Annotated in this window: 6 protein-coding genes; all 6 read right to left on the bottom strand. The window is 65.2% G+C overall.

From position 1 onward, the window contains the following. Window positions 1–87: 87 nt before the first annotated feature. Window positions 88–2,211, bottom strand: coding sequence for a PAS domain-containing sensor histidine kinase (locus tag IGS55_RS16000; RefSeq protein WP_230518009.1), 2,124 nt, complete (start codon window positions 2,209–2,211; stop codon window positions 88–90). Next, on the bottom strand, window positions 2,208–4,778 hold the full coding sequence (locus IGS55_RS16005) for a chemotaxis protein CheB (RefSeq protein WP_230518008.1): 2,571 nt from the start codon (window positions 4,776–4,778) through the stop codon (window positions 2,208–2,210). Before IGS55_RS16005 ends, IGS55_RS16000 begins: the two co-directional genes overlap by 4 nt. Window positions 4,779–4,941: 163 nt before the next feature. Further along, window positions 4,942–6,363 (bottom strand): efflux transporter outer membrane subunit, encoded by a 1,422-nt coding sequence (locus tag IGS55_RS16010; RefSeq protein WP_230518007.1) that lies wholly within the window; start codon window positions 6,361–6,363, stop codon window positions 4,942–4,944. Beyond that, window positions 6,360–9,602: an efflux RND transporter permease subunit gene (locus IGS55_RS16015; protein ID WP_230518006.1), complete on the bottom strand. Its 3,243-nt coding sequence runs from the start codon at window positions 9,600–9,602 to the stop codon at window positions 6,360–6,362. Before IGS55_RS16015 ends, IGS55_RS16010 begins: the two co-directional genes overlap by 4 nt. Continuing rightward, on the bottom strand, window positions 9,599–12,718 hold the full coding sequence (locus IGS55_RS16020; protein WP_230518005.1) for an efflux RND transporter permease subunit: 3,120 nt from the start codon (window positions 12,716–12,718) through the stop codon (window positions 9,599–9,601). Before IGS55_RS16020 ends, IGS55_RS16015 begins: the two co-directional genes overlap by 4 nt. Then, entirely contained in the window at window positions 12,715–14,085 is a 1,371-nt protein-coding gene (locus tag IGS55_RS16025; RefSeq protein WP_230518004.1) for an efflux RND transporter periplasmic adaptor subunit, read from the bottom strand. The genes IGS55_RS16020 and IGS55_RS16025 overlap by 4 nt, the downstream gene beginning before the upstream one ends. Window positions 14,086–14,369: the final 284 nt, after the last annotated feature.

The raw sequence follows: 14,369 nt of genomic DNA on the forward strand, positions 1-14,369 counted from the left end.
GATATGCCCCTCCATAAATAGCAGGCGAAAGTATAGCCTGTCCAGGGGGCATGAGTCGGCAAAAATTAACCCGTTGCAATTTCCGTATCAGGCGGCCGGCCGCCCCGCTCCCTGCAGGGGGATCTGCAGGGCCAGTCGGCAACCGACGCCCGACGCCGGCAAGCCCACATAAAAGTGGCCGCCCAGCGCCGTCACCCGCTCGGCGATGCCGATCAGGCCAAAACACTGTTTCTTGCGCTGCTGCTGCGGCGTGATGCCGATGCCGTTGTCGCTGATGGCCACGTACACGGCGCAGGCATCCGAACTGAACTCGATCTCGACCTGGCTGGCCTGGGCATGGCGCATGACGTTGCTCAGCGCTTCTTGCACGATGCGGAACAGCACGATCTCGGCCTGGCTGCCGATGGTGGAAAACAGCGCCTCGTCGCGTATCAGCAGACGGCAAGCGACGCCGCTGCGCTTGCGGAAGTCGCCCACCTGCCATTCGATGGCGGCCTGCAAGCCCAGGTCCAGCGCCATCGGACGCAGCTCGTTGATGATGCCGCGCACGCTCCTGATGGTGGTGTCGACGTTGCTGAGCACGGCGCCGACGCGGCGGTGCAGGCGTGGATGGGAACCTTCGGTGCGCGCGCTGAGCATGGAGATATCGATGCGCAGCGCCAGCAAGTTTTGCCCCAGTTCATCGTGGATGTCGCGCGAAATGCGCTTGCGCTCGTCTTCCTTGGCCGTTTCCAGGTGCAGCGCCAGCTGGCGCAGCTGCGCGTGCGACTGGCGCAGGGCGCCATCCATCAGCTTGCGTTCCGTAATGTCCGTGTGCGCCACCACCACGCGCAGCGGCCCTTCGCCGAGAAAACGGCTGACCCTGGCCTGCGACCAGCGGGGGCCTGAGCGCGTGATAAATTCATACTCGAGCGCAAACGTGTCGGCACGGCCGGCAATGACGGAGCGGATGCCGGCGGCCAGCTCGCGTCCGGCGCTGCGCTGCCAGCGCGGGTCCGTCTCGCAAAACTCCAGGTAATGCAGCGGTTTTTGCATCTGCCCGACAAAATCCAGGCACGCCTGGTTGGCATGCGCGACCCTGCCCGCCTGGTCCAGCACCAGCACCCGGTCCGTCAGCGAATCGATGGTGGCGTGAAAGAAACGCTCGGCATCGCGCAAGGCTTCCTGCGCCCGCTCGCGCTGGTGCACTTCCAGCTGCAGATGCTGGTTGGCGTGCAGCAATTCGGCCGTGCGGTCGATGACGCGCTGGTCCAGCTCGCGGTGCAGTTCGCGCAAGTCCGCCTCGGCCAGCTTGCGCTCGGTGATATCGGAAAACACGCCGACAAAATGGCTGATGGTGCCGTCCGCCATGCGCATGGGCGTGATCGACAGCGATTCGACGAAGCGCTCGCCATTCTTGCGCCGGTTCACCAGTTCGCCATACCAGCTGCCATCCCGGTGCAGGCTGCGCCACATGGTTTCATAGAAATGCGGCAAATGCGTGCCGCCGCCGAGGAAGGACGGGTCGCGCCCGATGGCTTCCTCGGCCTGGTAGCCGGTGATGGTGGTGAAGGCGGGGTTGACGGAAATGATGCGGTTGTCGCTGTCCGTCACCAGCACGCCTTCGCGGATACTGTCGAGGATGACGAAGGCGCGCCGCAAGGCCGATTCGCGCGCGTGCTCGTCGCCCAGGTCCGTCACCAGCATGCGCGCCGTGGCGCTGGCCGCGTCGAAATTGGCCTCGATGCGCACCATGCCCCCCATGCCGCCCGCCTCGCCTTCGAACAGTTGCGCCTCAAGTACCTGGCGCGCGCCGCTCGTGAAGACGGCGTCGAGGAAGCGGCGGAAGCCGCCTTGCGCCTGGGGCGCGACGAATTGCTCGAAACGCCGCCCCAGCAGCTGGTTCTTGTCGCGCTGCAGCAAGCCGCAGGCCGCCACGTTGACACGCGTGACGACGCCCTCGGGCGCCAGCGAGAAGTAACTGACGGGCGCCTGTTCATACAGCTGCGCATAACGGTCGCGGCTGCTTTCATATTCATTCTTCAGCTGTTCCAGCTCGGCCAGGGCCGCGTTCTGCATTTCCAGCTCGATCTGGCTGACCTGCAACTCATGCAGCTGGCGCATCACCTCTTCATTCGACTGCGGCGCGGGCTGGCGCTGCTGCGCCGCCAATTGCTCGGCCTGCTCTCGCAATCTGGCCGGCGCGCTCTCCTCGTCGAATGGTTCGCTCATGAGGCGCTCTCCCCTGCTTTCCCGTCTGCCGCGACGCCGGACTGGATCTGGCGCAGCTGGGCTTCCAGCAGTTTCGATTCCGTGATGTTGATGAAGGTCACCACCACGCCATCGATCACATTTTCGATCGTGCGGTACGGCATGATGCGCACGTTGTACCAGCGCCCGTTCTTGGTCGGCACTTGCCGTTCGCAAAACACCAGGCTGCGGATCACTTCGAGCGCGTCGTCTTCCAGACCCGGATAATCGAGGTCGTTGACGATGTCGCTGAGCGGACGGCGCAAGTCCGTCTGGATCAATTTATAGATCTGCGTGGCCGGCGCCGTGAAACGGCGGATGCGCAAGTCGCTGTCGAGGAAGATGGTGGCGATATCGGTGCTGTTGAGCAGGTTTTTCATGTCGCTGTTGACCAGCGACAAGTCGTCGACCTTCGATTGCAGCTCGGCATTGACCGTATACAACTCCTCGTTGAGCGACTGCATTTCCTCCTTCGACGTGGTCAGTTCCTCATTCGTCGATTGCAGCTCTTCGTTGGTCGACTGCAATTCCTCGTTGGCCGACTTGAGTTCCTCGCGCGAGGTCTGCATCTCGTCGCGCACGGCCTGGATTTCATTGCGCGCCTGCGCCAGCTGCTGCTCCAGTTCCAGCACCTTGGGGTTAGGCGAACGGCCGCGGCGCGCCTCGGTCACCAGGGGCGCGCTGGAGAACGTCACGAAGACCATGCCGCGCAGGGACTCGGGCTGGCTCAGGGCTTCGGCGCTCAGGTCCACGCCCAGCGATTGTCCCAGGTGGTCCTTGACGACCAGCCCCTTCAGGCGCACCACGCTTTCGCTTTGCAGCGCCTGCTTGATCAGGCTGGCCAGCTCGTAGCGCAAGCCTTCGCGCGCCATGGCGTGAATATTCCAGTTGGCCTTGCCGGCCGCCGGTTCCAGGAAGGCGCCCGTGCGGCCGTTGATGTACAGGATGTCGCCATCCTGGTTCAGCAGCGCGGCGGCTGGCGAATATTTCTGGAGCAATAATTGCTCGACATGGGATTGAATCTTTCCAGTCATGCTGACTTCTCTCGTGTCGCTAGGTGTGGGGGGGGATGCCAACGAAACCTTGGTGGGAAAATACGTGGGCAGGCGCTGGCGCGCCAGATTGTCGAGGCGGCGGTACAGCCGGGTCGACGTGGTCAGCGGCGAAAACAGCTCGGAAAAATGACCGGGCGTGTCGGCGCTGCCCAGCAGTAAAATCCCATCGCGGTTCAAGGCGTAATGAAACAGGGGAATCAAGCGCTGCTGCAGCTTGGCATTCAAATAGATCAACAGGTTGCGGCAGCACAGGATGTCGAGCTTGGTGAACGGCGGGTCCGAAATGATGTTTTGCTGGGCGAAGATGATCGTGTTGCGGATCTCTTTCTTCACGTGATAGCCGTGCTTGTCATTGACAAAGAAACGCTCCAGCCGTTCGGCCGATACGTCGCTGATAATGCTGTGCGGAAAGCGCCCCTGGCGTGCGCGATCGATGGCGTCGGCCGACAGATCGGTGGCAAAGATCTGCAGGCTGTATTTCGACGGCGGGTTGATGCCGGCCACCACTTCATGGAACACCATGGCCAGCGAATACGCCTCCTCGCCCGTGGAACAGGCGGGCACCCAGGCCTTGAAGGCGCGCCCGTCCGGGTGGGCCGCCAGCATTTGCGGCAAGACCACCATCTTCAGGTATTCCCACACCTTCTGGTCGCGAAAAAAGCTCGTCACGCCGATCAGCAATTCCTTGAACAGCAAGTCGATTTCCGCCGGATTCTCGCGCAGGTAGGGAACGTACTCTTCCATGGACGTCATTTGATACAAGCTCATGCGCCGCTCGATACGCCGCAGCACCGTGTTGATCTTGTAATCGGTAAAACTGTTGCCCGTGTGCTCGGACAGCAAGGCGACGATTTCCTGCAGCGAATTGCGCCCGTTCGGCTCATGCCCCGGCAAGCTGAGGAAACTGCTGCGGAACAGGTAGGTGATGATCTTGTCCGGCATCTTGTCGGGGAAATCGACGAGGTCCACCACTTCGGCGGCAATCGCGCTTTGCGGCATCATGTCGAACTTGGCCGTATCGGGATGCTGGGCCAGGGTCAGGCCGCCCGCCTGCTTGATCGCCTGCAAGCCGCGCGTGCCGTCGCTGCCCATGCCGGAAAAAATCACGCCGACGGCCAGCTCGCCCAGCTCGCTGGCCAGGCTTTCGAAAAAGGTATTGATGGGCAAGCGGTGCCCGCGCAACTGCACCGGCTCGCTGAGCACGAAACGCCCCTTGGCCAGGCCCAGGTCGGCATTCGACGGGATCACATAGATATGATTGGGCCGCAACTCCGCCTGGTGCGTGATTTCCGTGACCGGAATGCTGGTAGCGCGCTGCAACAATTCCGGCAGCATGGCCTTTTGCGTGGGATCGAGGTGCTGGATCACCACATAGGCGATACCGCTTTCCTGCGGCACGTTCGCCAGGAAAGCGACGATGGGATCGAGCCCGCCGGCGGAAGCGCCGATGGCCACCACGGGAAAAACGATGGCGGCCACGTCGGGAACGGACATATTACTGTGTTTGCTGCGTGTCATCGTCTGCAAGAAAGCAGCCACGGCGGGACCGTCAGGCTGGGAATTGATAATCTTGCATTCTAGCACTCAAGATGCGCAGGAAAACGCGAATTTGGCGCAGGGGTTTTCGCCTGCGCCAGGCTGCCCCTTATCGCCCCCCTTACTGCGCCTGCGGCACGTGCCAGCCGCCGCCCAGCGACTGGATCAGGGCCACGGCCGTCGTCTGGCGGTCCGCCTGCGCCTGCACCAGCGAACGGCGCGCCGACAGGGCCGTCACCTGCGCCGTCACCACATCCGTGTAGCCGACCTGGCCCGCGTTGTAGCGGTTCAGCATCTGCTGTTCGACCTGGTCGGCGGCCAACGACGCCTGCTCGCGCAAGGCCAGCTGCTCGGCCAGCGCGCGCGTGGCCGACAACTGGTCTTCCACGGCGCCGAAGGCACTGAGCACCGTCTGGCGGTAGCGCGCCACGGCCGCCTCATGCCCCGCCTTGGCCGCATCCACGCTGGCCGTCGTGGCGCCCGCGTTGAACAGGGTTTGCGCGGCCGACACGCCCAAGGACCACAGGCTCGACGATGCATTGAACAGGTCGCCCACCTTGCTGGCGCCGGAACCGTAGGAACCCGTCAGGTTCAGGCTCGGATAGTAGGCCGAGCGGGCGATGCCGATCTGCTCGTTGGCCACGGCCACGCGGCGCTCGGCGGCGGCGATGTCGGGACGGCGCTGCAGCAGGGTCGACGGCACGCCCAGCGGCACCTCGGGCACGGTCAGGGTCCACGGCGCCACGGCCAGGCTGAAGTCGGATGGCGCCTTCCCCAGCAGGATGGCGATCGCATGTTCGAGCTGGGCGCGCGCACGCGTCTGGCCCGACAGGTCGATCTGCGCATTGGCCAGCTGCGTCTGCGCCTGCAGCAGGTCGGACTTGGCGGCGATACCCGAGTTGAAGCGGTTGCCGGTGATCTCGAGCACGCGCTTGTAGCCGTCGATCGTGGCATTGAGCAGCGCGATCTGCGCATCGCTCTGGCGCAGCGAAAAATAATTGGTGGCCAGCTCGCCCTGCGCCGACAGGCGCGCCGCTGCCAGGTCCGCCGCGCTGGCCGCCGCGCTGGCGTCGGCGCCCGTCACGCCGGCGCGCAGCTTGCCCCACACGTCCGGTTCCCACGAGGCGCCGATGGCGGCCTTGAAGTTGTTGTTCGTCTGCTGCTCGCCGCCGCCACCGGCGCGGGCGCCGCTGCCCGTCAGGTTCACGCTGGGGAACAGCGAGGCGCGCTGTTCGCGCACCAGCGCGCGCGCCTGCTCGTACGAGGCGATGGCGGCCGCCACGTTCTGGTTCGATATGTCGATGCCTTCGGCCAGCTGGTTCAGCTGCGCGTCGCCGAACAGGGTCCACCAGGGTCCCCGCTCCAGGGCGTCGGCCGGCGCGGCAGGCTGCCAGCCGGCCGCCTCCTTGAACGTTTGCGGCGCGGCGGCCGTCGGCGTTTCATACGCGGGACTGACGGCGCAGCCGGCCAGCAGGACAGCAGCAGCCACGGCCAGCAGGCGGCGTGCGGGGACGGCGGAGGAAATAGGTTTTACTTGCTTCATGATTGTGTGCTCGGGTTATCTGGCCCAGGAATGCGGCTCAATTGCTGCTCGTCGGCGCTGCGCGTGCGCAGCTTGTCGAGCAGGATGTAGACCACCGGGGTGGTCAGCAATGTGAGTAACTGGCTGGCAATCAGGCCGCCGATGATGGCGACCCCCAAGGGCTGGCGTAGCTCCGACCCCTCGCCGAAACCGATCGCCAGCGGCAAGGCGCCAAGCGCCGCCGCCAGGGTGGTCATCAGAATGGGGCGGAAACGCAGCAAACATGCCTCGCGCACCGCCTCCACGGCTGTCAAGCCGCGCGAACGCTCGGCCTCCAGCGCGAAGTCGATGATCAATATAGCATTTTTCTTCACGATACCGATCAACAGGAACACGCCGATCAGGGCGATGATGGAAAACTCCATGCGGAACAGCAGCAAGGCCAGCACGGCGCCCACCCCCGCCGACGGCAAGGTCGACAGCACGGTGACGGGATGGATCAGGCTTTCGTACAGGATGCCCAGCACGATGTAGATGACCACGATGGCCGCCAGGATCAACAGCGGCTGCTCCTTGTTGCTGTCCTGCGCGCTCTTGGCCGAACCCTGGAAGCTGCCGCGCACGTTCACGGGCATGCCGATTTCCGACTCCGCCTGGGCCACGGCGGCCTGTCCGTCGCTGAGCGGATAGCCGTCGGCCAGGTTGAACGACACGGTGGTGGCCAGTTCGCCGCCCTGGTGGTTGATCGACGTGGCCGTCGAGCTTTCCGCAAAACTGCTGAACGAGGACAGCGGCACCATGTGCGCCAGGGTCGTGGACAGGGCCGAGCCGCTGGACGGGTCGCGCGCGGCCGTCGTGTTGGACGTCGTCGTGGCAACGCTGGTCGCCGTCGTCGCCGTCGTGCCGGTGCCGGCGACGGCGGCCGCGTTCGACGCCGGCACGTACACGGAGCGCAGCGCTTCCGGGCTTTGCGCATAGCGGGGCGCCACCTCCATGATCACGTGGTACTGGTTCAGCTCATCGTAGATGGTCGCCACCTGGCGCTGGCCGAAGCTGTTGTACAGCGCATTGTCGATATCCTTGACCTGCACGCCCAGCTGCGTGGCGCGGTCCTTGTCGATGGAAACAAAGGTTTCCACGCCATTTTCCGCCTGGTCCGTGTCGACGTCGATCAGGGCCGGCTGCAGCTTCATCTGGTCGGCCAGCTTCGCCGCCCATTTTTTGAGGTCCGCCTGGTTGTCGCTGATCAGGGTGTACTGGTATGTCGAATTGCTCGAACGCCCGCCCATGCGCAAATCCTGCACGGGATTGAGGAACAGCGAAATGCCCGTCACCTTGGCCAATTGCGGGCGCAATCGCGCGATCACGGCCTGGCCCTTGTCCGTGCGCTGCGAGGCCGGCTTCAGGTCGATGAACATGAAACCGCCCCCTGCCCTGCCGCCACCGGTGAATCCCACGACGGTGGCGACTGCCGGATCGTCCTTGATGATGTCGACCAGCTGGCGCAATTTACCTTGCATGGCCTGGAACGAGATGCTCTGGTCGGCGCGCATGCCGCCATTGATCTGGCCCGTATCCTGCTGCGGGAAGAAGCCCTTGGGCGCGGCCGCGAACAGGTACACGTTCAGGCCGACGACGAACACGAGGATGGTCATCACCAGCGCGGCGCTGGACAAGGCCCAGTCCAGACAGTGTTCATACACTTTCAGCATGCGCTCGAAACCGCGTTCGAACCAGCGCGCGACAAGGCCGGGCGGCTTGTGCTGCTCGCCGCTTTTCAGCATCCAGGCGCACATCATCGGCGTGGTGGTCAGCGAGATGACCAGCGAAATCATCACGGCGGCCGACAGGGTCACGGCGAATTCGCGGAACAGCCGCCCCACCTGCCCGCCCATGAACAGCAGCGGGATGAAGACGGCCACCAGCGACAGGCTGATCGACAGCACGGTAAAGCCCACTTCGCGCGCGCCCAGCAGGGCCGCCTTGAAGCGGTCCATGCCCGCCTCGATGTGGCGCTGCGTGTTTTCCAGCACCACGATGGCGTCGTCGACGACAAAGCCCGTGGCTACCGTCAGCGCCATCAGGGACAGGTTGTTCAAACTAAAACCCAGCATGTACATCACGCCGAAGGTGCCCAAGAGCGAGACGATGGTGGCGACAGCCGGGATGATGGTGGCGCGCACGCTGCGCAGGAAGGCGCTGACCACCAGCACGACGAGCACGATGGACAGGATCAGGGTGAACTCGATCTCGTGCAGCGAGGAGCGGATGGAATTGGTGCTGTCGGACGCCACCTGCAGCTTGATGTCGCCCGGCAGCTGCGCCTGCAGTTGCGGCAGCAGCGCGCGCACGCCGTCCACCGTGGCGATGACGTTGGCGCCGGGCTGGCGCGTGATCAGCACGATGACGGCCGGGTCGCCGTTGAACAGTCCCAGGGTATTGTTGTTCTCCACGCCGTCGACCACTTCGGCCACGTCGTCGAGGCGGATGGCGGCGCCGTCGCGCCAAGCCACGACCAGGCTGCGGTAATCGGCGGCGCTGCGCCCGCCCGAGGCCGTCGCCGCGCCCGAATAGATCTGCAGGCTGCGCTCGTCGCCGGAAATGGCGCCCTTGGGCCGGTTGGCGTTGCTGGCCTGGATGGCCGCGCGCACGTCTTCCATCGACACGCTGTAGTGATTGAGCTGATATGGCAGCAGTTCCACGCGCACGGCCGGCAGCGAACCGCCGCCCAGTTCCACGTCGCCCACGCCCTTGACTTGCGCCACCTTTTGCTGCACCAGGTTCGACACGGCGTCGTAGATCTGGCCTGGCGTGCGCGTTTTCGACGTCAGCGCCAGGATGATCACGGGCGCGTCGGATGGATTGGCCTTGCGGTAGGTGGGATTGCTGCGCAAGGTGGCCGGCAAGTCCACGCGCGCGGCGGCAATCGCCGCCTGCACTTCGCGTGCGGCCGAATCGATCTTGCGGTTCAGGTCGAACTGCAGGTTGATGCGCGCCGAGCCCGTGCCCGACGACGACGTCATCTCGTTCACGCCCGAGATCACACCGAGGCGCCGTTCCAGCGGCGTGGCCACCGACGTGGCCATGGTCGCGGGGCTGGCGCCGGGCAGGCTGGCGCTGACGGAAATGGTCGGATAATCGACCTGCGGCAGCGGCGAGACGGGCAGCACGAAGAAGGCGCCGACACCGGCCAGCGCGATGCCGATGGTCAGCAGCACGGTGGCGATGGGACGCTTGACGAACGGTTCGGACAGGTTCACGCGGCGCTCCCCGCGTTATCGGCCGGCTTGTCCAGGTTGACTCCACGCGTTCTGGACGCGAAGCGCTGGCCCAGGCGGTCGAAGCCCAGGTAGATGACGGGCGTGGTAAACAGGGTCAGCACCTGGCTGACGATCAGGCCGCCGAAGATGGCCAGGCCCAGCGGACGGCGCAACTCGGCGCCCTCGCCCCAGCCCAGCATCAGCGGCACGGCCGCGAACAGGGCCGCCAGGGTCGTCATCAAAATCGGGCGGAAACGCAGCAGGGCAGCCTGGTGGATGGCTTCCTGCGGGCTCTTGCCTTCGTCGCGCTCGGCCTCGATGGCGAAGTCGATCATCATGATGGCGTTCTTTTTCACGATGCCGATCAGCAGGATGATGCCGATGATGCCGATCACGCCCAGGTCCTGCCCCGAGATCATCAGCGCCAGCAAGGCGCCCACGCCGGCCGACGGCAGGGTCGACAGAATCGTCAGCGGGTGGATGTAGCTTTCGTACAGCACGCCGAGCACGATGTACACGCAGACGACGGCGGCGAGAATGAGCCACAGCTGGTTCGACAGCGAGTTTTCATACGCGCCGGCCGCGCCGAGGAAGGTCAAGGTCACCGACGGCGGCAAGGCGATATCCTTCGCGGCCTGGCGGATGGCGTCGACGGCGCTGCCCAGCGCCACGCCCTGCGTCGTGTCGAAACCGAGGGTCGTGGCCGGGTATTGCGCCACGTGCGTGATTTGCAGCGGCGCCTGTTTTTCGCTGACGCTGGCAAAGGCGGACAGCGGCGTCGACTTGCCGGACCCCGTGCGCACCTGCAGGTCCGCCAGGTCGGACGGCGTGGTGACGATGCCCGGTTGCGCTTCGAGGATGACGCGGTACTGGTTGGTTTCCGTGAAAATCGTCGAAATGATGCGCTGGCCGAAGGCGTTGTACAGCGCGTCGTCGACGGTGGCCGTGGTGACGGACATGCGCGCGGCGCTGTCGCGGTCGATCGCCACCGTGACGGCGGCGCCCGTGGCGCCCGCATCCGTGACGACGTTGCGCAGTTGCGATTTTTCGCGCATGCGCGCGGCCAGCTTGCCGGCCCACTCAGTGACGGTGGCCGTGTCGGCCCCTTCGAGCGAGACGCGGTACTGGGTCGGGCCCGATTCCGCATCGATGGTCAGATCCTGCGTCGGCTGCAGATACAGGGTCACGCCGGCCACCTTGGCCACGCGGTTGCGCAGGCGCTCCATAACCTCGTCCTGGCTGCCGCTGCGCGGACGCTTCAGGTTGATCAGCATGCTGCCCGTGTGCAGCATGGTGTTGTTGGCCGCATCCACCCCGACGAGGGAGCTCAGGGTATCGACAGCGGGATCTTCCAGCAGCGCGCTGGCGGCCGCCTGCTGCAAGGTGGCCATGCGCTCGTACGAGACGGCTTGCGAGGTTTCGACGCGCGCCTGCAGCTGGCCCGTGTCCTGCGTGGGGAACAGGCCTTTCGGGATGGTGACATACAGGATGACGGTCAGCACCAGGGTGGCCAGCGCCACCAGCAGGGTCAATCCCTGGCGTTTCAGCACCCACACGAGCGCATGGTCGTACTGCACGATCACGCGGTCGAGGAACGCCTGGATGCGCTGGCCCGTGGCGCTGACTTTTTCATCGGCGTGGCTTTTCAGCCAGCGCGCCGACATCATCGGCACCAGGGTCAGCGAGACCACGGCGGAAATCAGAATCGTGATAGCCAGGGTCATGGCAAATTCGCGGAACAAGCGGCCCACCACGTCGCCCATGAACAGCAGGGGAATCAGCACGGCGATCAGGGAGACCGTCAGCGAGATGATGGTAAAGCCGATCTGCGACGCGCCCTTCAGGGCGGCGGCCATCGGCGTTTCGCCCTCCTCGATGTAGCGGGCGATGTTTTCGATCATGACGATGGCGTCATCGACGACAAAGCCCGTGGCGATGGTCAGCGCCATCAGGGAGAGGTTGTTCAGGCTGTAGCCGAGCAAATACATGACGCCGCAGGCGCCGATCAGCGAGATCGGCACGGACAGGCTGGCGATCACTGTGGCGCGCATGCTGTGCAAAAAGGCAAAGATCACCAGCACCACCAGCAGCACGGACAACAGCAATTCCATTTCCACGTGTTCGACCGAGGCGCGAATGCCCGTCGTGCGGTCGCTCAGCACGTCGAGCTTCATGGCCGCCGGCAGGCTGGCCTGCAAGTCAGGCAGCAGGGCCTTGATGGCGTCGACCGTCTTGATGACGTTGGCGCCGGGCTGGCGCTGCACGTTCAAAATGATGGCCGGCTGCTTGCCCGACCAGGCGCCCAGGCGCGTGTTTTCCGCGCTGTCGACAACGTTCGCCACGTCGGACAAGCGCACGGGCGCGCCGTTTTTATAGGTGATGATCAGGCGCTTGTAGTCTTCCGCCGTCACCAGCTGGTCGTTGGCGTTGATGGTGAACGAGCGCGTGGGCCCGTCGAAACTGCCCTTGGCGCTGTTGACGTTGGCCGCCGCGATGGCCGTGCGCAGGCTGTCGAGACCCAGGCCGTACGACGCCAGCAATTTCGTGTCACCCTGGATGCGCACGGCCGGACGCTGGCCGCCCGACAGCGAGACGAGGCCCACGCCGTTGACCTGGCTGATTTTGAGCGCCAGGCGCGTGTTGACGATGTTTTGCACCTGCGTCAGCGGCATCGTGTCCGACGTGATGGCCAGGGTCAGCACGGGTGCGTCGGCCGGGTTGATCTTCGCGTACACGGGCGGCGCCGGCAAGTCGGTCGGCAGCAGCGACCCGCCCGCATTGATGGCCGCCTGCACTTCCTGCTCGGCCACGTCCAGGGTCTGGCCCAGCGTGAATTGCAGGGTGATGATGGAAACGCCGGCCGCGCTGGTGGAACTCATGCGCTGCAAACCCGACATCTGTCCGAACTGGCGCTCCAGCGGCGCCGTCACGGTCTGCCCCATCACTTCGGGACTGGCGCCCGGGTACAGGGTCTGCACCTGGATGGTGGGGAAGTCCACCTGCGGCAAGGCGGCCAGCGGCAGGAACTTGAAGCCGACCAGCCCCGCCAGCACGATGGCCAGCATCAGCAGCGCCGTGGCGACGGGGCGCTTGATGAATGGCGTCGATGGACTCATTGCGCCGCGCCCTTCGCGGGAGCGGTCGCCGGCGCCGGCGCCGGTGCGGCAGCCGATGCGGCCGGTGCGCTGGCCGCGCCGTCAGCGTGCTGGCGGCGGTGGCGGCGCTCGCCGGTGCCTGCCCCCGCGCCACCGGCGCCCATGGCCGGCTTGTCGCCCGCCAAGGTGACTTTCGCGCCTTCCTTCAGGCGGTCGGCGCCTTCCGTGATGACTTGTTCTCCCGCTTCCAGGCCGGCGCGGATTTCCACCATGTCGGTGGTCGCCTGGCCCCGCGTGACCATGCGCACGGTGACGGTTTTATCCGCTTTCAGCACGTAGACGAAGTCGCCGTTGTTACTGTGGCGCAGGGCCGTGACGGGCACCAGCACGGCGCCCGTGATGTTGCCCAGTTCCAGGCGCACGTTGACGAACTGGCTCGGGAACAGCGCCATCTTGTCATTCGTGTAGCGGGCCTTGGCGCGCACGGTGCCCGTCTGCACGTCGACCTGGTTGTCGAGCGCCGTCAAGCTGCCTTTGTCCAGGGTATGCGTGCGCGTGCGATCCAGCGCCAGCGCGGCCAGGGCCGAGCCGCCATTCAAGCGCTCCTGGATCGTCTGCACTTTATCCTGCGGCACGGAGAACTCGACGTCGATGGGCGAGAGCTGCGTCACCACCACCACGCCGCCCGTGTCGCTGGTGCTGACCAAATTGCCGATATCGACCACCTTCAGGCCCGCGCGGCCGCTGATCGGCGACACCACCTTGGTGTAGCCGAGGTTCAGCCTGGCCGTACCTTCGGACGCGCGGTCCGTCATCACCGTGCCTTCCAGCTGCTTGACCAGGGCGGCTTGCGTGTCGACGTCCTGGCGCGCGATGGAATCCTGGCCCAGCAGGGTCTGATAGCGTTTCAGGGTCAGGCGCGCGTTTTCCAGCTGCGCCTCATCGCGCTGGCGCTGGCCCGTGGCCTGCATCAGCGCCATCTCGAACTGGGCCGGGTCGATCTGCGCCACCACCTGGCCCGCCTTGACCATGCCGCCTTCCTTGAATTTCAGCTCCTTCAAAATGCCCGACACTTGCGGGCGCACCGTCACGGTGGACGCGGCCGTCACCGTGCCCAGCGCGTCGAGCACCACGGGCAGGTCGGATTTCACGGCCGTGGCCACGCCCACCGTGGTCGAAGGGCCGCCGCGGCGCCCGCCCGGGCCACCGGGCCCGCCAGGACCGCCTGGGCCACCCATGCCGGGGCCGCCCTGGGCGCTGGTGCCCGAGTGGGTCAGGTACCAGGCACCGCCCCCCAGCGCAGCCATCACGGCCAGCGCGATGACCGTGCCGACGATTTTTGAACGGCGGCTGCGCCGCGGGGTGTTGGGTGTAGTCTGCGAATCCATCGCTTATCCTTGTCTAGGCCGCTGGCACGGCGATTCTGTGGCGCCGGCCGAGGTGGAACACACTCAGGCAGGACGACCGTTTTTCGGGGTTGTTTCGGTACAAAGCCGGGGGAGTCAAGAGCTGAAAATCAGCTGAAAAAACATCGCTCCCTAGCGTGAAACGACTCTAGCATAGTCATGTAACTGTTTCATTTCTACCTGAAACAATTACACACAGCCAGCCAGGCATGGGACGATCAGACGGGCCGGCGGGCGGGCCGCCATTGTGGGGGAATGGTGGAAAA

The organism is Janthinobacterium sp. EB271-G4-3-2 (genome assembly GCF_020858035.1).
Lineage (GTDB): Bacteria > Pseudomonadota > Gammaproteobacteria > Burkholderiales > Burkholderiaceae_D > Janthinobacterium > Janthinobacterium aestuarii.

Coding starts and splice junctions, on each gene's coding strand:
- IGS55_RS16020 (WP_230518005.1), bottom strand. CDS start 12,718: ATGAGTCCATCGACGCCATTCATCAAGCGCCCCGTCGCCACGGCGCTG.
- IGS55_RS16010 (WP_230518007.1), bottom strand. CDS start 6,363: ATGAAGCAAGTAAAACCTATTTCCTCCGCCGTCCCCGCACGCCGCCTG.
- IGS55_RS16005 (WP_230518008.1), bottom strand. CDS start 4,778: ATGTCCGTTCCCGACGTGGCCGCCATCGTTTTTCCCGTGGTGGCCATC.
- IGS55_RS16000 (WP_230518009.1), bottom strand. CDS start 2,211: ATGAGCGAACCATTCGACGAGGAGAGCGCGCCGGCCAGATTGCGAGAG.
- IGS55_RS16025 (WP_230518004.1), bottom strand. CDS start 14,085: ATGGATTCGCAGACTACACCCAACACCCCGCGGCGCAGCCGCCGTTCA.